A 21150-nucleotide genomic window follows, 5' to 3' on the forward strand; every position below is an offset into this window, starting at 1 on the left:
GAACCTTTCTCAAGAATGAAACTCAGAGCTATCCTGAGGTGTTTCTTTTCTGTCAAACATTCCGTAATCACGAACAACATGTGCGATTCTCAAATGGTAATCTTTAAAAATTTCATTTCTTCCTTTTGCTTGGGCATAACGATGCATTTCAAGATTTCTCCATTGTTGAATACTCTCTTCATCTCTCCAAAATGATAAAGACAAAACTTTTTTGGGATCAGTAAAACTTTGAAAACGCTCGATCGAAATAAATCCATCAATATGACTTAATTCAGGTTTTAAATTGGCAGCGATGTCAAGATATTCCTCTTTTTTTCCTTCATTGGGAACTACTTCAAAAATTACAGCTATCATATTTTGTGTTTTAGTTATTTATTCTAATCCAGATATTTTTTGGCAATCTGGCATTGATTAAAGGTTCATATTCAATCTTATTTTCTAATAATGCAATCGTTTTGTACTCATTTACTAAATAAGATAAAGCTTCTGTTGCTAAATTGATAGAAAAATATTTAGCCAGGCACATATGTCCGCCAATTCCAAAAGTCAGGTTTTCATGATTATTAAATCTTTCAATACTAAAATCCATTGCATTTTCGAATTTCTGAGAATCACGATTTGCCGAAGCCAGAACAATCAATATCGAATCATTTTTTTTAATTTGGCTTTCGCCGATATAAAAATCTTCGATCGAAATTCTTCTTGTATTATGAATTGGCGGGTCAAATCGCAAAGTTTCTATCACCGATTTTTCTATTTCTGTTTTATTTGAAAAAGTTTTATTCTGAAAAATGTGTAATAAAGAATTACTCAGGATTCCGCGCCCGGCATCATAACTTTGAATGCATAAACCAATGAAATTACTAATTAGCATTGCAGTAATTTCTTCAGCAATAATGCTGTGTTTTTCTGAAATTTTGATTAATAAAGACTTGTAAAACGGTAATAAAGAAAGATGTTTTTCTATAATGGAGTATAATTTTTCTGCATTTTCATTAATTAACTTTACTTGTTCCTCCGTCTTTTTTGGAAGCATTATTTTGCTGAACGAATCTATTTTTTCAATAATAAAATCACAATCTATTTCTTCAAAACCAAAACTTTTTAAAACACTAAGAATGGGTAATTTTTTGCAAACAGAATTTACCCAATCAATTTTGTTATCGCTTAAATCCTTTTGAATTAATTGAGAAATAATTTGATCAATCGCAATAGATTTCAGGTTTGAAAACACCAACATAGCAATTTCACGCGTAATTTCATGTTGAATACCGTTTGATAAACGAGTTAGATTATTCAGGATTTGTAAAGCAGAATCATTTAGGTTGTGTTCATTATTCGGATTTACAATCGGAATTTCAACTTGAGAATTCTTTAAAATCTCAACACAATATTCGTAAGAGTAAATTACCCAGTTTTGATTGGTTTCATCCCAATAAACCGGATTTTTATCCAACATTAATTTATAAATAGAATACGGATCTTTAACATCAGATTGAAAGAATAAACTAGAAGACATATTTGATTTGTTTTTAGCAAAGTTATTTAACTTTACAAGCGAATACTTCAGTTTGTATTTAACTATGAAATCTATATGGAAGATCAATTTATAAAAACAGCGACCTTAATTGGCGACCCGACACGTGCGGCAATAATGTGGACATTGCTCGACGGAAGAGCTTTTACAGCAACAGAACTTGCCATAGTGGCCAATACTTCTCCACAAAATATAAGTATGCATTTGACCAAACTTTTAGAAGGAGATTTGCTTTCTGTAGAAAAGCAAGGTCGTCATAAATATTACAGATTTTCAAATAAAGAAGTAGCTTACGCTATAGAAGCAATGGCAAATCTTATTCCTAAACCAGAAATTCGATTAAAGAAAGAAAAGGACACTTATCCTCCCATAAAATATTGCAGAACCTGCTACGATCATTTGGCTGGAAAAATCGGCGTTGCTTTGACCGATAGTTTATTAGAACAAAAAATAATTCTGAACACGAACGATACTTTTCAAATTAGTTCTGAAGGCGAAAAATGGTTTTCTGATTTTGGAATTAATATAGAAGAAGCCCAAAAACAAAAAAGAATATTTTTAAAACCTTGCCTGGACTGGAGCGAAAGGCGAAATCATTTGGCAGGTTCAATTGGTGCGCTGCTTTTAAATAAAATGATAACCGAAGACTGGCTCAGAAAAACTAAAAATTCAAGAGCCATAATTATTACCGGAAAAGGAGAAAAGGAGTTGTTAAAGTATTTTAAGATTGTTGTTTAGACTTTTTAGATTGTTAGATTTTTAGACTTATATTTATAATAAAGTTTGTCATTTACCTGAAAACTTAATTAAAAACCTTTGTCCCTTTGAAGCTCTGCACCTTTGAACCTTAAGAAGAAAACAAAAATGCAATAACTTTCTCATACAATTCATCATCATGCATACCGTGGCCTAGACCTTTGGTTTCTATAAATTGACTGTTTTTCCAGTTACTGGCTATTTTTTTACCTTCTTCAAAAGCAACAATTTTATCTGATGTATCGTGCGCAATTAACCCGGAAACATTAAATTCTGAAGCGAATCTTTGTCCGGAGAAATCTTCGAGTTTAAAGTTGAAGCGATTCATGAATTTGCTTTCTAAAAGTGAAAACATTTTAGTATTCAGACTTAACATCGAAACATAATTATCAATCAAAGTTTTTAAATCTGATGGCGCTCCTAAAATCACCATTTTGTTAATGCTGGTATTCGGAAACAAATATTGATGGTATACACAAGCCGCACCGCCAATAGAATGACCAATAATAATTTCTGGTTGGTATTTTTCGACAGTCTTATTGATAAATTCAGCATAAAGCGGAACATTAAATTCCTTTCCGCTGCTTTGTCCGTGTGCCGGAGCGTCTATGGCGATAATAGTACTTCCTGATTTTTGAAGATGAGGTAACGTTTTTTTCCAACGCGAAGCATTGCTTTCCCATCCGTGAACCAAAAGGATTTTGGTTTCATTTCCTTTCCAGATATAAGTTTGAAAATGATGTTCGTTATGGTGAAACGTTTCTGTTTCTGTATTTTTTAAAACTTTGGGTAAAGTATCTTTTTGTAATCTGCCTATTCTTGGCTGACTAAAAAGTGCATATGAAAGTTCTACAGCTTTTTGCGGACGCACATAACTCAGGAAGTTAATATATTGCCCAACTGATTTCAATGTAATGAAGCGAATTCCTTTTTTAATTCCCAAAACCAATAGTTTAATGATAAAATATAATTATTCGAAACCTGATCAAAAAGTATCGCCACGAATTTCACAAATTTAGCACGATTTTTTATTCTTAGTAGATAAAAATTAGTGAAATTAGTGAAATTCGTGGCGAAAAATTTTATGCAAAAAAAATCCCGATTTAATCGGGATCTTATTATTTAGAATTTAGAGAACAATTGTTCCATTTTTTCCTTTTCTTCTTCAGCTAATGCGCTGTCAACCAAAATTCTTCCAGAGTGCTCATCAGTGATGATTTTCTTTCTTGAAGCAATTTCTACCTGAGTTTGAGGCGGAATTGTAAAGAATGATCCTGCAGAAGCTCCTCTTTCGATAGAAACAACCGCTAAACCATTACGAACACTACTTCTGATTCTGTTGTAAGCTGCTAATAATCTTTCTTCAATTTGACCTGAAAATTCAGCAGATTTCTCAGATAAGAAGATTTCTTCTTTTTGAGTTTCAGACATAATTGCATCCAATTCAGATTTTTTATGTTTTAAATGCGAACTTTTAGCGTCAAGTTTTTCTTTTAAATTAGAAATAACTTCTTTTTTATGTTCGATAGAAGCTTTCATTTCTTTGATTTGCTTTTCAGCCAATTGAATTTCTAATTCTTGAAATTCAACCTCTTTTGTCAAAGAATTAAATTCTCTGTTATTACGAACTGATTCTTGTTGTTTTGTGTATTTTTTGATAACCTCTTTATGCTCATCAATAGCATTTTTCTTAGCTTTGATAAGATCTTCAATAACCTCAAGTTCACTTTTCAGTTTCTCTGAACGAGTGCTCAAACCTGCAACTTCATCTTCTAAATCTTCCACTTCTAAAGGAAGTTCTCCTCTTACGTTTCTGATTTCGTCAATTCTAGAGTCAATAAGCTGTAAATCGTATATTGCTCTTAACTTGTCCTCAACACTTAATTCTTTCGTATTCGCCATATTCTATAAGTACTTAACTGGATTTGTATTTTCTTCTGATAAAATGATTGCAAAATTAAGGATTTTTTTTCGAAGATAATCAACAATATAGTTTTTTGTATAGCGTTCGCTCTCAAAATGACCAATATCGGCTAAAAGTAACTTGTTTTCGGCTTCATAAAACTGATGGTATTTTAAATCGGCAGTCAAAAAAGCATCGGCTCCGGCCATAATTGCATTTTTAATGGCAAAACTTCCTGAGCCTCCCAAAACGGCAACTTTCCTGATTTTCTTGTCTAAAAAGTCAGAATGGCGAATTCCATCGGCAAGCATTTTATCTTTTACGAATTTTAAAAACTCTTTTTCATCCATTTCAGTTTCAAATTCACCAATCATTCCCAGGCCAATATTTTGATGCGAATTTTGAAGATCGTAAACTTCATAAGCAACTTCTTCGTAAATATGATTGGCAAATAATGCTTTTAAAATTCTGGATTGCAAGTGTTTTTCAAAAATAACTTCGATTTTTATTTCTGTTCCGGTATGTAATTTTCCTCTTTCTCCAATTACGGGATTACTGTCTTCATTTCCTTGAAAAGTAAAAAAACCTTCGGTATTAAAACTGCAGTTATCATAATTACCAATAGTTCCTGCACCAGCTTCAAACATTGCATTTCGAACTTTGTCTGAGTTTTCGGGAGTTGTGTAAGTAACTAATTTTTGAATGAAATTTTGTTTCGGAATCAAAACCTTTGTATTTATCAATCCCAAGGCATCACAGAAAATTTTATTAACGCCTTGTGAATGATTGTCAAGAGCGGTGTGAACAGCATAAATTGCAATATCGTTTTTGATTGCTTTTAAAATGGCACGCTCCACATAATTTTTACCTGTAATCTTTTTAATTCCGGAGAATAAAATTGGGTGAAAACAAACAACCAAATTGCAATTTTTAGCAATAGCTTCTTCGATTACATTTTCCAAAGCATCATGACAAACTAAAACTCCTGTACTTTCAGTTTCAGAATTTCCAACCAAAAGCCCGACATTATCAAAATCTTCGGCGTAAGCCAAAGGAGCCATTTCTTCAAGAACTTCTATTATATTTTTGATTTTCATTTGAATTTTTGTTTCAAGTTTCAAAGTTTTAGGTTTCAGGTTTTTTCGATAATCTGAAACTTGAACAAATTAACGAAAAAAAAGTACTTCGTAAATCTACAACTTGTTTAAATTGATCGGTGTCTAATTTAAATTATTTAAATCAATGATTTACATTTCTTATATTTGTATTTCAAAAAAATACTTAGCATGACTACAGTTACAATGAAAATTAATGAGCGTACAAAAGCAGGAAAAGCTTTCATGGCAATTTTGTCCGACGTCATTAATAACGGGGTTGTTGGTGTCGAAATTGTAGAAATAAATTCTAATAAACTTATTAAAAAAGATAGTGTTTACAATTCTGAATTTGTAAAAATCGTTTTAGAATCAGCTAAAAGAGGTGATTATAAAGAAGTCGATCCAAAAAATATATGGGGAAGTTTAATTTCTGAAACGGGACATTATTCTGATAAATAACTTTATGAAATTACTTCGAATATTACTTTTTCCTTTCGCCGTTTTATACGGATTCATTACTTCCATCAGGAATTTTCTTTTTGATAAAGGAATTCTGAAATCAACTTCATTTGATATTCCCGTTATTGCCGTTGGAAATTTGAGTGTTGGCGGAACAGGAAAAACTCCTCAAATTGAATATTTAATTCGATTATTATCTGATAAATATAAAATTGCCACTTTAAGCCGTGGTTATAAACGTAAATCGGAAGGTTTTGTTTTGGCAGATGCTACTTCAAATGCCGAAATATTGGGTGATGAACCTTTTCAGTTTTATCAAAAATTCCCCAATGTTCAGGTTGCTGTTGATGCAAACAGAACCAACGGAATTACACAATTGCTTTCTCAAAAAATAAAACCTCAAATAATTTTACTGGATGATGCTTATCAACATCGAAAAGTAAAAGCTGGTTTTTATATTTTACTAACTTCCTATGATGATTTGTACGCGGATGATTTTATGCTGCCAACCGGGAATTTACGTGAAAGCAGGAGCGGGGCCAGTCGTGCCAAAATTGTCATTGTAACAAAATGCCCGAAGAATTTATCTGACGAAAAGCAAAGTGAAATCTGGAAAAAATTAAAACTAAGCAGTTCCCAGCAATTGTATTTTACTTTTATAGATTATGATGACGCAATCTATGGTAAAGACGAAAAGATTGCTGTAAATGAAATTAGAAATGAGTCAAAATTACTTTTGGCCGGAATTGCAAAACCAACTCCATTTTTTGATTACTTAAAAAACGAAAACGACGAATGTCTGACTTTTCCCGACCATCATCATTTTTCTGAAAAAGATTTAGAAATGATTCAGAATAAAGCTCAAAACAAAAAGATCATTACAACAGAAAAAGATTATGTTCGCTTAAAAGATTCAAAACTGATTTCGCAGTTGTATTATTTACCAATAAAAAGCACGTTCATCAATAACAAACAAAATTTTGATGCAACGATTTTAGAATACTTAGACAAGTGTTTAATAACCTTAGAATCTTAGCCTCTCAGAATCTTTAAAAAAAAACTAATCGAAAAATTTAGCAATTGTACTGTAAAATTCATCAGGTACAAAAGGTTTTGTAATGACATCGTTCATTCCAAAAGCTAAAAGCATGTCCTTGTTTTCGTCAAGTGAAATAGCTGTTAATGCAATAATTGGAGTTGTTTTATCGTATTCACGAATTTGCTTGGTGGCAGTTGTTCCGTTGATTCCGGGCAGATGAACATCCATTAAAATCATATCAAAATGTTTTACTTTTAAAAGCTCTACGGCATCTTCGCCATTATCGATTATTTCGCAATAAATAGCTTTATTTTCGAGCATTTTTCGAGTAATCATCTGATTGATTTTGTTGTCTTCAATCAATAAAATAGATTTGTGTTTTAGTTGTTTATCGTTGTATGATTTTACTTCTTCAGCTTTTTCAATTGGTTCATTGTTAATGCTGAAATCTAGTTTAAAAGTAAAGGTAGAACCTTTACCTACTTCACTTTTTAATTTAATTTCTCCGCCTAAAAGCTCAATAAGTTTTTTTACAATAGTAAGTCCCAAACCGGTTCCGCCATATTTTCGGTTAACTTCTACAGAACCTTGCGAGAAGCTTTCAAAAACAGTTTGTAATTTATCTTCAGGAATACCAATTCCGGTATCGACAATTTCAAAGTAAATGGTTGCATTCTCTTCACTTTTATCAAATAATTTTGCAATCACATTTACGTTTCCGTTTTGTGTGAATTTTAAAGCGTTATTAATTAAATTCAATATAATTTGAGAAACTTTTGTTGAATCGCCAATTAAGCTATCAGGAATTTCTTTGTCTATTTCAAGATTAAAATAATTTTTGTTGGCAGTTGCCAACTCTTTTAAAGAACCCTGAATATTAAAAAGTAATTCTTTTAAATTAAAACTAATATGTTCGACTTCAACTTTTGTAGAATCTATTTTGTTTATTTCCAGAATTTCATTGATAAAAGTAGTAAGATAATTTCCGGAGAATTTTAATGATTCAAGGTATTTTAATTGCTTTTTCTTCGGATGATCTTCAAGAAGTAAATGTGTGATTCCGTTTATAGCGTTTAGTGGTGTTCTAAGTTCGTGACTTACAGTAGATAAAAATTCAGATCTGGCTTTTGATGCTTTTTCTGCCTTGTTTTTGGCCAGAATAAGTTCTTTGTTTTTTTCTTTTAAAAGTAAATTATTCTGATTTCGTATAATATTGTTTTTATATAAAGCCAAACTCAAAAGCGATAAAATAGAAATCAGGGCAATTGCCAAAATGCTGACAAGCTTGGAATAGCGATAAGTTTTTAACTGAATTTTTTCTTCACTTTCCCGTTGTAAAGTATTGTTTAAAGATTGATTTTTTTTGAATCTTTCGAATTCATTCAAATCAATTTTGGCATTTTTTAACTTTAAAATATAGTTTTCTATTTGATAATGTTCGTCCAGATAAGAATAGGCGAGATCAAAATTTCGGTTTTGTTTGTAATACTGACTTATAGCTAAAACAATTTTTGACTTCTGAATCAAATCAGTTGTTTTTGAGTTAAGTTCCAGGGCATTGTCGTAATAAATAATTGCCGAGTCGTTTTGTTTAAGTTGGGTCTCGATTAAACCAAGCTGATAATAAGAATCGATTTTGGTTTTTAAAACAGAAGAATTGTCAGGTTTTTTGATTATTGTCTGAAAGGTTTTTGTTGCGGCTTTTAAATCGTTACTGGTTTTAAATGCCATCGCTTTTTGATAGTTTAAAATTTCGGCACTATCAACAATATTTAATCTTTTAAGTAGCTTATGGGCTTTTTTATAATAAATATCAGCCGTTTTATGATTGCCTTTTGCAGTATTGGTTACTCCAATATAATGTAGTGCCAAAGCTTCGGTGCAAGTTGGTTTTAAGTTATCAAACAATGAAACGCTTTTATGAAAGTTTTTTAATGCTGCGTCAAATTTTTGCTGATTGTAGTAAATTTTTCCAAGCTTAAAAGTCTGGTTGGCTAAACCCTCAGATTTGTGATTGGTCTCGCAAAAATCTATGGATTTTTGTGTAAAGAAAATAGCCTGATCGTATTTTTTAGCCTTTAGATTGGTGTTGGCTAACTTGTTGTAATAGAAAATACTATCTATATTCTGCTTAGTTTGAGAATACAAAATTGAAGTAAAAAAACTAATTAGAATTAAAAGGTGGTATTTCATGTATTGCAATGCTTTTACAATGAATTTATGTTTTTCTCATCAGTAAAATCAAATCAATTAATCGTGATGAATAGCCAATTTCGTTATCGTACCAACCTACAACTTTTACCATCTTATCAATTACAGATGTAAGTTGTGCATCGAATAAACACGAATTTGTATTGCCAATTATATCAACCGAAACGATCGGATCTTCTGTATAATCTAATATTCCTTTTAAATTTGTATTTGAGGCTTTTTCGAATGCTTTGTTAATCTCTTCAATAGTTACGGCGCGCTTTACATTAAATGTTATATCGGTTAATGAACCATCTGGAACCGGTACACGAATTCCACAGCCACCTATTTTCTCATGCAATTTAGGAAAAATTTTTGTTAATGCCTTAGCTGCACCTGTAGTTGTTGGAACAATTGACTGACTTGCACCTCTGGCCCTGCGTAAATCCTTATGTGGCTGGTCATGAAGACTTTGGTCGGTGGTGTAAGAATGTATCGTTGTTATGTATGCTTGCTCGATTCCGCACAATTCATCGATGATTTTTATCATCGGAGCGGCATTGTTTGTCGTACAGCTTGCATTTGAAACGATAAGTTCACTTCCGTCTAAAATATGGTCATTTACTCCTAAAACTACTGTTTTTATAGTGTCAACTTCTGATGGAGCCGAAAGAATTACTCTTTTTGCGCCTGCAATAATATGCGTATTTAATTCTTCGTGCGTTTTATATTTTCCTGTTGCTTCTACTACGAAATCAATGTTATGACTTTTCCAGTCTAAATTTGAAATGCTTTTTTCATGAAAAAATAAAAAATGTTTTCCATCAACAATAATGCTTTCTTCGTCGTGACTTACCTTGAAAGGTAAAACACCATGTATACTGTCGTATTTTATTAAATGCGACATGGTTTTATTATCAGCAATGTCATTGATCGCAACAACTTCAATTTCAGGGTGGTTTAAAAGAAGACGAAATAAATTTCTGCCAATTCTTCCAAAACCGTTAATAGCAATTCTAGTTTTCAAGATTTACGTTTATTTGTTTAATCGTTTAACTGTTTATTCGTTTTAATATCTTGACGATTAAACGAATAAACAGTTAAACAAATAACCTTTTTTATAAAATGTGTTTTTGTGCTTTGTATGAAGAACGAACTAATGGGCCGCTTTCAACGTGACGGAAACCTAATTCTAAACCAAATTTTTCATATTTAGCAAATTGATCCGGGGTAATAAATTCTTTTACAGGTAAATGTTTTTTACTTGGCTGCAGGTATTGGCCAATAGTAACAACGTCTACATTTGCATTACGTAAATCAGTCATGGTTTGAAAAACTTCTTCTTCAGTTTCTCCAAGACCCAGCATAATACCAGATTTAGTTCTGTTGATTCCTTTTTCTTTTAAGTAACGCAAAACTTCAAGGCTGCGATCATATTTGGCCTGAATACGTACTTCGCGTGTTAAACGGCGAACGGTTTCAACATTATGCGAAACCACTTCAGGATTCGCTTCTACAATTCTGTCAATGTTTCTTTCAATTCCCTGAAAATCCGGAATTAAAGTCTCCAGAGTAGTATTTGGATTCATTCTGCGAATAGCTTTCACAGTTTCAATCCAGATAATGGATCCGCCATCTTTTAAATCATCTCTGTCAACACTTGTAATTACGGCATGTTTAATGTTCATGATTTTTATAGAACGGGCTACTTTTTCAGGTTCGTCCCAGTCTACCGTTTCAGGTCTTCCGGTTTTTACACCGCAAAAACCGCATGAACGTGTACAAACGTTACCTAAAATCATAAAAGTTGCTGTTCCTTCTCCCCAACATTCACCCATATTTGGGCAGCTTCCGGAAGTACAAATAGTATTTAAGCTGTATTTATCGACTAAACCACGTAGTTCAGTGTATTTTTGTCCAATTGGAAGTTTTACCTTCAACCATTTAGGTTTTACGGTTGGTATATTTTCAATGACTGTTTCCATATATCAAAATTCAAAAGACAAAGATAAGCAATGTAGTTTATTTGGAGATTCGTTTATAGTTTAATTTGAAATTGTATTTTAGAGATTTTAAGAAAATCATTTTGCTAATTGTTTGGCTAATGTGTTAAAATATTGCGTTAAAAAAATGATGAAGCGATTTAATGCCGTGCTTTTTTATTCTTTTAAGGCTATAAAATGAATAATTATGATATTAGGTTGAATTTTAGTCATTTAAAAATTATACCTTTATTTGTTAAAAAATATGTTTGCAAAGGGTAAAATGATATTTTCTTAATAGTACATTTGTTGTTAAATTGTAATAATTAAAAAACATGAAAAAGAAATTAATTGTAATGGGAGTTTTTGCTGCTTTCGGATTTACTAAAATGAATGCGCAGATTAATTTTGGAGAAAAAGCAATAGGTGCTGTTCAAAAAGGTGTTACGGGTTTTACCTTTAGTAATGCCGATGCTGCAGCATTATCTAAAGCCGCAGTGGATAAAATGGATGCAGAACATGAAATCGCTCCAGCAACAGATGGATACGCTATAAGACTTAACAGAGTTTTTGGAAAACATACAGCGGGTGAAGGTTATACTTTAAACTATAAAGTCTATAAATTAAAAGAAGTAAATGCTTTTGCTACCGCAGATGGAAGCGTTCGTGTATATTCTGGATTAATGGATATTATGGATGACAACGAATTATTGGCGGTTATTGGTCACGAAATTGGTCACGTTGCTAATAATGATTCCAGAGATGCAATTAAGGCAGCTTATAAAAAAGAGGCTTTAATGGATGCCGCAGCTTCTCAATCAACAACAGTTGCAAGTGTTACAGATAGTCAGTTAGGAAAAATAGGAAGCTCAATTATCGATAGTAAATTTAGCCGTAAGCAAGAAGCAGATGCTGATTTGTTCTCGTATAATTTCCTTAAAAAGAATGGTTACAATGTAAATGCTGAAGAATCTGCTTTTAGAATTCTGGCTAAAATGAGTGAAGGAACAGAAGCTTCGTTTATTGATAAAATGATGAGTTCGCATCCGGATTCTAAACAAAGAGCTGATGATGCTAAGAGCAGAGCTGAGAAAGATGGTGTGTATAAAGCGTATGTACAGCAAAAAATTGTAAATACAGTTCCGGCTAAAGCTACAACGACTAAGAAAACAACCACAAAGAAAGCTACAACTAAAAAGAAATAATATTTTGAAGTAATAAAAATAGACCCGACAAGTTTTTTAAAATTTGTCGGGTTTTTTAATTTGTGGATTAACCTAAAACATGATGTGCCAAAACTTTTTGTACTTCATACACATTTACCGATTTAGTAAATTGCTTTACAATACTAGGCTGTAATTCACTTGAAACCCAAATTTTTAATTCAGCATCAAGATCAAAAGTTCCTGCTGTTTCAATACTAAAACGAGTAATGCTTTTGTAAGCGATTGATTTGTATTCTGTTTTGCTTCCTGTAATTCCTTGTACATCAACTAAGATTAATCTTTTATTTGTAAAGATAAAAGTGTCGCGGATTAACTTAAAACCCATTTCTACTTCTTCATTATCAGTTAAAAGCTGACCGTATTTTTTAATTAAATCTTCCTGACTAACCGCACCTGCGTTGCCAAGAAGTGCTGAAAATATTCCCATTTTTATTGATTTTTTATTTTAATGAATTATTTGTTCTGTACTGTAAAAGTAATTAAAATAAAAAAAGATGTCGTTTTTTTACCATTAAGAGATTAAGAAAAATAAAGGAAAGTTTTATGCTGTTTTAATTACTCGCAAAATCTCGAAAATGCAAATTTTTGTTTCATGCAGATTATACAGATTTAAATAGATTTTTTTAATTAAAAATAGTTATAAAATTTATCTGCACATATCTGCTTAAATCTTTTTAAAATCTGCGTGAAATAATTTATTCTAAAAAAAAACATTGAGAGATTTATTCCATAAAAAAAGCAGAACCTAAATTCTGCTTTTTGTTTTTTATTCTACTTCCGATTTTATTGTAATTGGAAGATTATATGCAGTTCGGACCGCTTTACCGTTTAATATTCCCGGACTCCATTTTGTTTTTAATGATTTTAAAACTCGAATAGCTTCTTTGCCAACCCCATAACCAGGGTCATTTCTTACCATGATATCAGTTATTGAGCCGTCTTTTTCGATTACAAAAGAAACATAAACTTTTAAAGTTCTTTCAGCATCTAATTCTGGTCTTGTAAAATTGTTTCCCACATAGGTATAGAACTTAGCCATTCCTCCTGGGAATTCTGGCATTTTGTCTAAAACAGCCGTGTTTACAATCGAATTTCCTGTATCTGCAGGTTCAACAGCATCTCCGCCAACATTGCCATTTGATGGCAGCACATTTGCAGAAGTTCCTGTTCCTGTAGAAGCATTATCTACTACAGAAGTATTCTGTGTGTTAGGTGCAATAACATCTGGTGTTGCTTGAGCTGTAGCTACTACAACAGGATTAGTCAATTGTACATCAGGCGATGCTGCAGCAGTTTGTTGAACAGGTGTAACTGGAGCAGGAGGCTCTGGTTTCACATCAATCGGACTAAGATCTACCGGTGTTATTGGGAGTGAACAAATAATTTCAGGTCCTGCAACAGGCACCGTTCTAAATTTACTAATCAGCATCGATACGCTTCCTAATCCTGCTATTAATAGCAGTGCCATAAAAAGTGCTGTAATAGTTGTTTTGGGATTCTCCTGGCGCAATTGATACGCTCCGTACTCTTTGTTTTTGTTTTCGAAAACAAGATTGGTCCACTTGGATTCGTAGATACTGGATTTAGACATAGTTAATTGGATTTTAAGGTTAAGTAAACATCAAATCATAAGCCAAATGGAATTAGTGTGTAACTAAGAACGGAAAATTAAAGAACTTGTTTGTTAAATTGATAATGTTTTAAGAATAAATAAGAGGATTTTTTATTCTTTATCTAAAGATAATAAATTATCTATTACGTTCGATGATTTCTGCTAATAATTTTTTAGCTCGAAGTAATTTCACTTTTACATTGCTTAAAGGCTCATTAATTTTGAGCGCAATTTCCTGATATGTCATTTCCTGAAAGTAACGCAATTGAATTACTTCCTGATAATGTGGTTTCAGTTCTTTAATACATTGTAGTAAACGTGATAGATTTTGCTCTTTTATCAGAGCATCTTCTGCAGATGGAGTAGTGTCTGCAATGTTGTAGGCTTGTTGATCTTCAGCATCTGTAATTTCAACAAAAAGACTGGTTTTCTTTTTTCGCAGTAAATCAATATAGACATTTTTTGCGATGGCAATTAACCAGGTATTAAATTGAAATTCAGAATTGTAGGATCCAATTTTATCAAAAGCTTTTGAGAAAGTTTCGATTGTAATATCTTCTGCAGTAGTTTCGTTTTCGGTACGTTTTAACATAAAACTGTACACTTCATTCCAATAAAAATCTAATAAAAAAGTAAAGGCGATCTGATCGCCTTTTTTTGCTTTTTCTATTTTAGAATTTATTTCCAATGTACAGGTTTTGAAAAGATATTAGTTATAAAGATATTAATTTGTGTGAATATAAGCACCATTTCTACAACAGGAAACCAAATTTTAAGATCTCTTTCTCTTAATTTTCCGGCAGAAAATCCCATTACGATCCACGCAATTGTATAACGTGTCGCCAATAGAGCCAATACAGCAATCCATTGAAATTGGAAAGACAATAATACTATAACTAATAAGAAGAAAAATAATTGTGAACTGTAAAATAATGACAATTGAATTTTATCAAAAAACTTGTAATGATTTGCCGTAGTAACGTGTCTTCTTTTTTGAATAAACCACTCGCTATAGGATTGTTTAGGTCTCGAATAAGTAAAACCTTCAGGATTATAAGCAATTGTAGTGTTTGCTTTGTTTGCTGCCTGATTTACAAATAAATCATCATCGCCAGAACGAACCTGAATGTGTTCGATAAAGCCATTTACATTAAAAAATTCTTCTTTTTTATACGCTAAATTTCGGCCAACTCCCATATATGGTAATCCTGCTTTTGCCCATGAAAAATATTGTACTGCCGTAAGAACCGTTTCAAATCGAATAATTTTATTCAATAAAGAACGTTCCTTTTCATAACCTCCATAACCTAAAATAATAGTTTTTTCTTCGGTAAATTGTGAAGTCATTGCTGTAATCCATTCTTTTGAAGTTGGATAACAATCAGCGTCAGTAAATAATAAGTAGTCTTTTTTAGAAGCTTTGATTCCTAATGTTAAAGCATATTTTTTGTTGCCCCAAAAGGCTTCATTATTTTGCACTTTAACCAAACGAATGTTTGAATATTGTTTTTCAAACTCTTCAAAAACTTCCAGCGTTTCGTCGCTTGAAGCATCGTCGATTAAAACAATTTCAAAGTCAGGATAATTTTGCTCAGCTAATAACGGAATGTATTTTTTTACATTCTCCTCTTCGTTTTTTGCACAAACAATAACTGAAACAGGAATGTTTTGTTGCTTAATATTTTGTGGTTTGCTAAAAGCGAATTTTCCAAAAATACCTAAATAATAAAAAAGTTGTATAATAACTATAGCAATAAAAAAGTAAAATATATATATAAGCATTTGAATTTAATTGTCTTTTTAATTTTTGAATCTGCGATGCAAATGTACTTATGAATTCCTAATTTTCAATGATTAAAAGCTATTTACTTTCGGCATTTTGACATTTCGGCTGCAAGAGCGACAGATTGAGGGTTTTTAGTTTTTTCTAATTCAGAAATTATATTTTTATAATTGTGGTCATCTCTGTTTTGTGATAGCTTTTTTGTAGCCTGAATTTCATCAATTTCAATCTCAAAACCAAAGATTCCTCTGGCCTCACGCATTGTTTTTGCTGATAAATCTTCAACACGAACCGGATTTTCAGAACCCGCCTCATATTTATCAACTAATTTTTTAAGTTGTTCTATTGTAGCTGTTTCGTCTACAATTTTGATTCGCCCGTAAACATGTACGGCTATGTAGTTCCATGTTGGTACATTTTCGTGATCGTACCAGGAAGAAGAAATATAACCGTGCGGACCTGAAAAAACAGCCAAAACCTGATCATTTTCGGCAAAACCTTCAGCTTGCGGGTTTAGTTTTGAGATATGTCCTTGCAGAATTTCTTTTCCATCAGCATTAATTTCAAGTTCTATCGGAATATGTGTGGCGCATAATTTCCCATTAGTCTGATTGATAAGGATTCCAAAACTATTTTCTTTCAAAAAGGTTCTGATTGATTCCGGGTCTTCGTTTTTGTATAAGTCTGGTGTATACATCTTTGTGAGTTTTATTTTAAAGATTTTCCAAAACAAATAGCTTCTGGTCGATCTTTATATTTTCCGTAATTTGGAATTACTTTATAATTTTGTTTTTCGTAAAACTGTGTAGCTTCAGTATTTTTTATTCTCGTTTCTAAAATTAATTCCTCATAACCACTTTTTGAGGCTATATCTTCTAAAAAAGCTAAAATTGTTTTACCAATTTTCTTTCGGGGATATTTAGAATACATCCTTTTTACTTCTCCAACAGTTTCAGAAATTGGTCTAATCGCTCCGCAACCCACAATTTCATTTTTTATTTCAGCTACAACAAAAACATATTTTGAATTATTTTGCTGCCAGTCTGTGAAAGAATTTTTCCCATCACTTCCAAAACGAAGATAAAGATTTGCAGACAATTCGTCTATAATTGCTGCAACTTTTTCATTTGGATTTGTGATTTTTATAGAAATGGTTTCTGTCATAAGTTTAAATTATATCTTTTCCGGAATTAAATAAATTGGGTTTCACACTTAACCATAAAATTGTAACACCAATTAAAGTAAAAATAATTCCTCCAACGATAAATTGGGTGGTAGAATCATCTGAAAATATGGAGATGAAAGAATCAAATAAACGGGATAATGTACCTTTTCTAAAAAATTTAAATCTCATAATAATATACATTACTATTGCGACTAAAATTGTGTTTAGTGATGAAAATCTGTTTCTCCAATTAAGGAAAGAAGCTATAAAAATCCCAAACAAAAAACCTAAAAATATCCAAATATAAATACTCGGCCAAAAACTAATAACATCTTCTTTTTTAGGGAATAATCTATTCCAGCATTCTAATTTTTTATTTTGAAAATAATTTGTGGCACAAATAAATTTTTCGGCTACGGTATAAAACCTTAATTGCAATATGCCGTGAATAAGGAAAATTATTCCAATTATTTGAAATAGAATTACTCTGAAGTTAAGTTTTTTCATTTAGAAATTAATGGATAAAATCCAGCTTTAGATAACATTCACTTCGGCCTCAATATGAATACCGAATGTTTCAAAAACGGTTTTTTGAACATCTTTTGAAACGGCTAAAATTTCCTGACCAGTTGCGTTTCCATAATTTACTAAAACCAAAGCCTGATTTTTGTGTACACCGGCATCACCAAAACGTTTTCCTTTAAAACCAGCCTGCTCAATTAACCAGCCAGCCGGAACTTTTACTTCAGTTTCAGAAACTTCATAATATTTCATTTCTGGAAATTTCTGGTGAATTTTTTCGAAATCAGATTTCAGTAAAATAGGGTTTTTAAAGAAACTTCCGCTGTTTCCGAGTTCTTTCGGATCAGGCAATTTGCTTTGTCTGATGGCAATTACCGCATTACTCACATCTTTTAAAGTTGGAGTTGTGATATTATTTTTAGCTAATTCAGCGGTAATATCTCCGTAAGAAGTATTGATTTTATGATTGCGTTTTGTTAGTTTATAAATTACCGATGTAATAATATATTGGTCTTTGACTTCATTTTTAAAGATACTTTCTCTATATCCAAAATTACATTCAGGATTAGTGAAGGTTTTCATTTCCTGAGTTTCAATATTCATGGCTTCGCACGAAACAAAAGTGTCCTTTATTTCAGTTCCGTATGCACCAATATTCTGAACCGGAGTTGTGCCGACATTCCCCGGAATCAATGACATGTTTTCTAAACCGCCAAAATTATTTTCAATGGTATAAAGTACAAAATCATGCCATGTTTCGCCAGCCTGACTTTCGACCCAAACAAAATCATCATCTTCTTTAACGATCTTTTTGCCTTTTAAGTCAATGTGAATCACCAATGCATCAATATCCTTGGTTAAAAGCATATTGCTTCCTCCGCCAAGAATAAACTTTTTCTCATTTTTGTTTTCTTCTAAAATGGTTTTTAATTCATCAACTGAATGAACGGCAACAAATTGTCTGGCTTTGGCTTCGATGCCAAAAGTATTGTAGTTTTTTAAAGAAAAATTGGATTGGATTTCCATAAATAAAAGGCTTTATAATCTGATTCAAAAGTAAGGATTATAATTTATTTGAGTTGGATTTTGAAGAAATATCCATTGAAAATGGAAAGAATTTGTTAATCTTTAGTTCTGTGATTTCTATATTTTCTTTTTGTAAGTTTGAAATAATTAAAATAGTATAATTATGTCTAAATCAATTCTTAAAAATAGAGTTGTACTTCTTTTAGTCAGTTTATTTTTTTCAATGAGTGTGAATGCTCAAATCAATATGTTTGATACTTGGCAAATTAATGATTTAATGGGTGTTCGTGACCTTGAAGAATATTCTATTGTTAAGATGGGAAAATATCATTTGGGTTATATGTTTGTTTTAAATCATGATGGGACTTTTTTAATTAGAAATTTGCCTCAATGTGGAAATGGTATATTTAAGAATATTTCAGGAAGTTTTATATTGATTGATGATACTCATATTCGGTTTATGCTAAATAGAATTTCTTATAGTAGTTATAGTAAAGAGGATAATTCAGAAGAAGAACCGAATGTAGATTTAGGAATTTTTTATATCTATCAAGATTCAAAATCAATCCGATTAATTAAAAGTAATGGGAATTTACAAGATGATAAAGATAAAATGCTGTATACTGAAATGCTTAAGACTTTTGATGAAAATTGGAAATCATATAATTATTCATGGGTAAATGCAAAAGCAAATATTCCGCAGGAAAGTGTAAAAGATTATCTGGACAACAAGTTGATTGGTTTGTCTGATTACAAAATTGTATACTCAAAAAAAGAAGGATACGGAGAACTGTTTCTTGTGCGTAAAGATGAGGATTTTCATTATGTTCTTTATAACAGCATCAAACAAAAAGTTTCTTTAGCATATCCTCGTTGATTGAGTAAAATGTAGTTTTAACCGCAAAGAGCGCTAAGATTTACGCAAAGTTAGCTTAGCGTTCATAGCGTAAATCTTAGCGCTCTTTGCGGTTAAATAATGACGCGAGAATCCAGTAACTCATGATATTTATCCGCAATAACCTTCATATTAATATCATAATTTGCATTCTCTTCCACAAATTTTCTATTCTCTAAAATCGCATTATTTCGTGATTCGACATTTTCAAAAGACCAGATCAATTCTTCTGCCAGCATTTCAATATTATCAATTTCAATTAATTGTCCGTTTTCACGATGTTTGATCCAGCTTTGATTTCCCGGAATATCAGAAACTACAGGATAACAATTACAAGCCATTGCTTCAAACAATGATGCCGAAACGCCTTCGGTAATAGGCATGCTGATGTAAATATTTGATTGCTGTAACAATTTAGGCAAATCAGTATTTGGGATTCTTCCTGTAAAAATTACTTTGTTTTCAATTTGTAATTCTTTGGCTAAATCTTTCAAAAACTGCAAACGAGTTCCGTCGCCCACAATCGTTAACGAAAAATCAATCCCTTTTTGATGTAGAATAGCAAAAACTTTCAAAATAGAATCATGGCGATATTCTGGTTGCAAAGAACGCGTTACAATAGCTTCAATTTTATTTGAATTATTTATGGATGGAGAAAAAAGAGTTAAGTCAATTCCCTTTGGAATAACTAAAACTTTATTCATATCAACGCCAATTTCTTTCATGGAAATTGTCATAACCGGACCCCAAGCGTGAATTAAATGCGCTTTTTTGAAAGCATATTTCTGAATGAATTTTTTAAACGGATACAAAACAGAGGTTTCCGGCCATAAATCAGTTCGTCCTTGTTGTGCAATGGCAATAGTTTTAGATCCTGATAATGCGGCAAGAAAGCCATAACTTGTAGTTCGTTCGGCAATAACCATATCCGGTTTTTCTTGTCGAATGATTTTCCGAATCAAAATAGGAGAGAAGAGGTATTCTGTAATACGTTTAAAACGATTCAATTTTGAATTATTTGGTGTTTTGAGTTCCCAGGTTATAATTTCAAAATCGCCAAATTCCTTTAAACCTTTCATCCAGGTTATAGCATCGGCACGGTAAGATTCTCCCAGAAAAAGTATTTTCCTTTTTTTCATTCGGTGGTTATTTTGCCGCGAATTTCACGAATTTACACGAATTAATTAATGAAAATTCGTGAAATTTGAGGCGAACTTTTTAAATTAAACTAAAATTCATCAGTGTCTAAAGCGCGATTGATGAATTCGTTTAAAGGTTTTAAAGCAATTAGTTTTTGACTCATTTTGGCAACGAAATCTTTTTTAGTCACTTCGCTGATGTCATATTTTTGTGTCGCAGTAAAACTTTTCAATTTTAAAAACTCAATTGCAGGATGGTCTTTTTCGTAACCACGTGGCATACTTTTAAGAGAATTGTTTTCATTTATATCCAAACTTCCAAATTCTTTTTTGAAGTTTTTATCAGCCAGAATAGCTTCAAGATCATCATGAAAAAAAGCAATTTCTTTGCGGACTTTTTTCAAATCTTCAGATTCTGGAGAATAAAATCCACCGGCAATAAAACTTGCACCTTTTTCAATATGTACATAATATCCTGAACGATTAGCACCTTTTGCGCCAGACGACATCCAAACGCCTAAATGGGCTTTGTAAGGAGATTTATCTTTAGAAAACCGAATGTCACGATTGATTCTAAAAGTGCAATTTTTAACTTCCAGTAATTCTAACGAAGGATCCAAAGGTTTCATCGCATCCAGAAAATCACTTACCAACTGATGATAATCTTTTTTGAAAACCTCATATCGTTTCTTGTTATCCTGAAACCATTCTCTATTATTATTCTTTTTTAAATCGTCTAAAAATTGCAATGATTCTTTCGTAAGCATATTCGGTATTTATTGCAGTTGTTTTTAAGTTTTATTTGGAGCTAAATTAATG

General features: G+C 31.8%; 22 protein-coding genes. 5 read left to right on the forward strand and 17 right to left on the reverse strand.

Annotation, left to right across the window (positions count from 1 at the left end):
• Positions 1 to 9: 9 nt before the first annotated feature.
• Both BUE22_RS15320 and BUE22_RS15325 read right to left on the reverse strand, forming a co-directional pair.
• Positions 10 to 354, reverse strand: a complete 345-nt coding sequence (locus BUE22_RS15320; protein WP_073396115.1) for an antibiotic biosynthesis monooxygenase family protein — start codon at positions 352 to 354, stop codon at positions 10 to 12.
• A 10-nt stretch (positions 355 to 364) separates the two neighbouring features.
• Positions 365 to 1519: a cytochrome P450 gene (locus tag BUE22_RS15325; protein ID WP_073396118.1), complete on the reverse strand. Its 1155-nt coding sequence runs from the start codon at positions 1517 to 1519 to the stop codon at positions 365 to 367.
• A gap of 75 nt (positions 1520 to 1594) precedes the next feature.
• Between BUE22_RS15325 and BUE22_RS15330 the strand changes: the two genes are divergently transcribed.
• Positions 1595 to 2275, forward strand: a complete 681-nt coding sequence (locus BUE22_RS15330; protein WP_073396121.1) for an ArsR/SmtB family transcription factor — start codon at positions 1595 to 1597, stop codon at positions 2273 to 2275.
• A gap of 109 nt (positions 2276 to 2384) precedes the next feature.
• On the opposite strand, the gene BUE22_RS15335 is transcribed toward BUE22_RS15330, so the two are convergent.
• The 3 genes from BUE22_RS15335 to BUE22_RS15345 all read right to left on the reverse strand — a co-directional run bounded on the left by BUE22_RS15335 (position 2385) and on the right by BUE22_RS15345 (position 5293).
• Positions 2385 to 3236, reverse strand: coding sequence for an alpha/beta fold hydrolase (locus BUE22_RS15335; RefSeq protein WP_073396716.1), 852 nt, complete (start codon positions 3234 to 3236; stop codon positions 2385 to 2387).
• 179 nt (positions 3237 to 3415) lie between these two features.
• Entirely contained in the window at positions 3416 to 4195 is a 780-nt protein-coding gene (locus BUE22_RS15340) for a zinc ribbon domain-containing protein (protein WP_026982834.1), read from the reverse strand.
• Between the two features lie 3 nt (positions 4196 to 4198).
• A complete protein-coding gene (locus tag BUE22_RS15345; RefSeq protein ID WP_073396124.1) occupies positions 4199 to 5293 on the reverse strand; it encodes a Nif3-like dinuclear metal center hexameric protein in 1095 nt (364 codons plus the stop codon).
• A gap of 189 nt (positions 5294 to 5482) precedes the next feature.
• On the opposite strand from BUE22_RS15345, the gene BUE22_RS15350 reads away from it, so the two are divergent.
• Positions 5483 to 5752, forward strand: a complete 270-nt coding sequence (locus BUE22_RS15350) for a DUF2683 family protein (RefSeq protein ID WP_073396127.1) — start codon at positions 5483 to 5485, stop codon at positions 5750 to 5752.
• A 4-nt stretch (positions 5753 to 5756) separates the two neighbouring features.
• Entirely contained in the window at positions 5757 to 6788 is a 1032-nt protein-coding gene (gene lpxK, locus BUE22_RS15355; RefSeq protein WP_073396130.1) for a tetraacyldisaccharide 4'-kinase, read from the forward strand.
• Between the two features lie 24 nt (positions 6789 to 6812).
• On the opposite strand, the gene BUE22_RS15360 is transcribed toward lpxK, so the two are convergent.
• The 3 genes from BUE22_RS15360 to lipA all read right to left on the reverse strand — a co-directional run bounded on the left by BUE22_RS15360 (position 6813) and on the right by lipA (position 10966).
• Positions 6813 to 8984, reverse strand: coding sequence for a tetratricopeptide repeat-containing hybrid sensor histidine kinase/response regulator (locus BUE22_RS15360; protein WP_073396133.1), 2172 nt, complete (start codon positions 8982 to 8984; stop codon positions 6813 to 6815).
• Between the two features lie 25 nt (positions 8985 to 9009).
• Complete coding sequence (gene gap, locus BUE22_RS15365; RefSeq protein ID WP_073396136.1) at positions 9010 to 10008, reverse strand: type I glyceraldehyde-3-phosphate dehydrogenase; 999 nt, start codon at positions 10006 to 10008, stop codon at positions 9010 to 9012.
• Positions 10009 to 10099: 91 nt separating this feature from the next.
• A complete protein-coding gene (lipA, locus tag BUE22_RS15370; RefSeq protein ID WP_042566004.1) occupies positions 10100 to 10966 on the reverse strand; it encodes a lipoyl synthase in 867 nt (288 codons plus the stop codon).
• Between the two features lie 332 nt (positions 10967 to 11298).
• Here lipA and BUE22_RS15375 point away from each other — a divergent pair, with 332 nt between their 5' ends.
• Positions 11299 to 12168 carry a M48 family metalloprotease gene (locus BUE22_RS15375; protein ID WP_042566005.1) on the forward strand — a complete coding sequence of 290 codons (870 nt, stop codon included), beginning with the start codon at positions 11299 to 11301 and terminating at the stop codon, positions 12166 to 12168.
• 67 nt (positions 12169 to 12235) lie between these two features.
• Here BUE22_RS15375 and BUE22_RS15380 read toward each other — a convergent pair whose 3' ends face one another.
• From BUE22_RS15380 to murB, 7 genes are all read right to left on the reverse strand, one after another.
• Positions 12236 to 12616 carry a PH domain-containing protein gene (locus BUE22_RS15380; RefSeq protein WP_042566006.1) on the reverse strand — a complete coding sequence of 127 codons (381 nt, stop codon included), beginning with the start codon at positions 12614 to 12616 and terminating at the stop codon, positions 12236 to 12238.
• Positions 12617 to 12955: 339 nt separating this feature from the next.
• On the reverse strand, positions 12956 to 13780 hold the full coding sequence (locus tag BUE22_RS15385) for an energy transducer TonB (RefSeq protein ID WP_073396138.1): 825 nt from the start codon (positions 13778 to 13780) through the stop codon (positions 12956 to 12958).
• Positions 13781 to 13937: 157 nt separating this feature from the next.
• The gene (locus tag BUE22_RS15390) at positions 13938 to 14489 is read right to left on the reverse strand and encodes an RNA polymerase sigma factor (protein WP_042566009.1); all 552 of its coding nucleotides are present in this window, start codon (positions 14487 to 14489) and stop codon (positions 13938 to 13940) included.
• The gene (locus tag BUE22_RS15395) at positions 14480 to 15583 is read right to left on the reverse strand and encodes a glycosyltransferase (protein ID WP_042566010.1); all 1104 of its coding nucleotides are present in this window, start codon (positions 15581 to 15583) and stop codon (positions 14480 to 14482) included. The genes BUE22_RS15390 and BUE22_RS15395 overlap by 10 nt, the downstream gene beginning before the upstream one ends.
• An 83-nt stretch (positions 15584 to 15666) precedes the next feature.
• The gene (locus BUE22_RS15400) at positions 15667 to 16281 is read right to left on the reverse strand and encodes an FMN-binding negative transcriptional regulator (protein WP_073396141.1); all 615 of its coding nucleotides are present in this window, start codon (positions 16279 to 16281) and stop codon (positions 15667 to 15669) included.
• Between the two features lie 11 nt (positions 16282 to 16292).
• Positions 16293 to 16748: a GNAT family N-acetyltransferase gene (locus tag BUE22_RS15405; protein WP_073396144.1), complete on the reverse strand. Its 456-nt coding sequence runs from the start codon at positions 16746 to 16748 to the stop codon at positions 16293 to 16295.
• A 535-nt stretch (positions 16749 to 17283) separates the two neighbouring features.
• A complete protein-coding gene (gene murB, locus BUE22_RS15415; protein ID WP_073396150.1) occupies positions 17284 to 18297 on the reverse strand; it encodes a UDP-N-acetylmuramate dehydrogenase in 1014 nt (337 codons plus the stop codon).
• A gap of 247 nt (positions 18298 to 18544) precedes the next feature.
• Between murB and BUE22_RS15420 the strand changes: the two genes are divergently transcribed.
• Positions 18545 to 19174 carry a hypothetical protein gene (locus BUE22_RS15420; protein ID WP_208611234.1) on the forward strand — a complete coding sequence of 210 codons (630 nt, stop codon included), beginning with the start codon at positions 18545 to 18547 and terminating at the stop codon, positions 19172 to 19174.
• Positions 19175 to 19266: 92 nt separating this feature from the next.
• Here BUE22_RS15420 and BUE22_RS15425 read toward each other — a convergent pair whose 3' ends face one another.
• The gene (locus BUE22_RS15425; RefSeq protein WP_073396155.1) at positions 19267 to 20331 is read right to left on the reverse strand and encodes a glycosyltransferase; all 1065 of its coding nucleotides are present in this window, start codon (positions 20329 to 20331) and stop codon (positions 19267 to 19269) included.
• 89 nt (positions 20332 to 20420) lie between these two features.
• Positions 20421 to 21098, reverse strand: coding sequence for a DUF2461 domain-containing protein (locus tag BUE22_RS15430; RefSeq protein WP_073396158.1), 678 nt, complete (start codon positions 21096 to 21098; stop codon positions 20421 to 20423).
• Between the last annotated feature and the right edge of the window lie 52 nt (positions 21099 to 21150).

It is taken from the genome of Flavobacterium pectinovorum (assembly GCF_900142715.1).
Lineage (GTDB): Bacteria > Bacteroidota > Bacteroidia > Flavobacteriales > Flavobacteriaceae > Flavobacterium > Flavobacterium pectinovorum.

Coding starts and splice junctions, on each gene's coding strand:
- BUE22_RS15320 (WP_073396115.1), bottom strand. CDS start 354: ATGATAGCTGTAATTTTTGAAGTAGTTCCCAATGAAGGAAAAAAAGAG.
- BUE22_RS15425 (WP_073396155.1), bottom strand. CDS start 20,331: ATGAAAAAAAGGAAAATACTTTTTCTGGGAGAATCTTACCGTGCCGAT.
- BUE22_RS15395 (WP_042566010.1), bottom strand. CDS start 15,583: ATGCTTATATATATATTTTACTTTTTTATTGCTATAGTTATTATACAA.
- BUE22_RS15400 (WP_073396141.1), bottom strand. CDS start 16,281: ATGTATACACCAGACTTATACAAAAACGAAGACCCGGAATCAATCAGA.
- BUE22_RS15405 (WP_073396144.1), bottom strand. CDS start 16,748: ATGACAGAAACCATTTCTATAAAAATCACAAATCCAAATGAAAAAGTT.
- BUE22_RS15420 (WP_208611234.1), top strand. CDS start 18,545: ATGTTTGATACTTGGCAAATTAATGATTTAATGGGTGTTCGTGACCTT.
- lipA (WP_042566004.1), bottom strand. CDS start 10,966: ATGGAAACAGTCATTGAAAATATACCAACCGTAAAACCTAAATGGTTG.
- BUE22_RS15385 (WP_073396138.1), bottom strand. CDS start 13,780: ATGTCTAAATCCAGTATCTACGAATCCAAGTGGACCAATCTTGTTTTC.
- lpxK (WP_073396130.1), top strand. CDS start 5,757: ATGAAATTACTTCGAATATTACTTTTTCCTTTCGCCGTTTTATACGGA.
- BUE22_RS15330 (WP_073396121.1), top strand. CDS start 1,595: ATGGAAGATCAATTTATAAAAACAGCGACCTTAATTGGCGACCCGACA.
- BUE22_RS15340 (WP_026982834.1), bottom strand. CDS start 4,195: ATGGCGAATACGAAAGAATTAAGTGTTGAGGACAAGTTAAGAGCAATA.
- murB (WP_073396150.1), bottom strand. CDS start 18,297: ATGGAAATCCAATCCAATTTTTCTTTAAAAAACTACAATACTTTTGGC.
- BUE22_RS15345 (WP_073396124.1), bottom strand. CDS start 5,293: ATGAAAATCAAAAATATAATAGAAGTTCTTGAAGAAATGGCTCCTTTG.
- BUE22_RS15360 (WP_073396133.1), bottom strand. CDS start 8,984: ATGAAATACCACCTTTTAATTCTAATTAGTTTTTTTACTTCAATTTTG.
- BUE22_RS15430 (WP_073396158.1), bottom strand. CDS start 21,098: ATGCTTACGAAAGAATCATTGCAATTTTTAGACGATTTAAAAAAGAAT.
- BUE22_RS15350 (WP_073396127.1), top strand. CDS start 5,483: ATGACTACAGTTACAATGAAAATTAATGAGCGTACAAAAGCAGGAAAA.
- BUE22_RS15325 (WP_073396118.1), bottom strand. CDS start 1,519: ATGTCTTCTAGTTTATTCTTTCAATCTGATGTTAAAGATCCGTATTCT.
- BUE22_RS15380 (WP_042566006.1), bottom strand. CDS start 12,616: ATGGGAATATTTTCAGCACTTCTTGGCAACGCAGGTGCGGTTAGTCAG.
- BUE22_RS15375 (WP_042566005.1), top strand. CDS start 11,299: ATGAAAAAGAAATTAATTGTAATGGGAGTTTTTGCTGCTTTCGGATTT.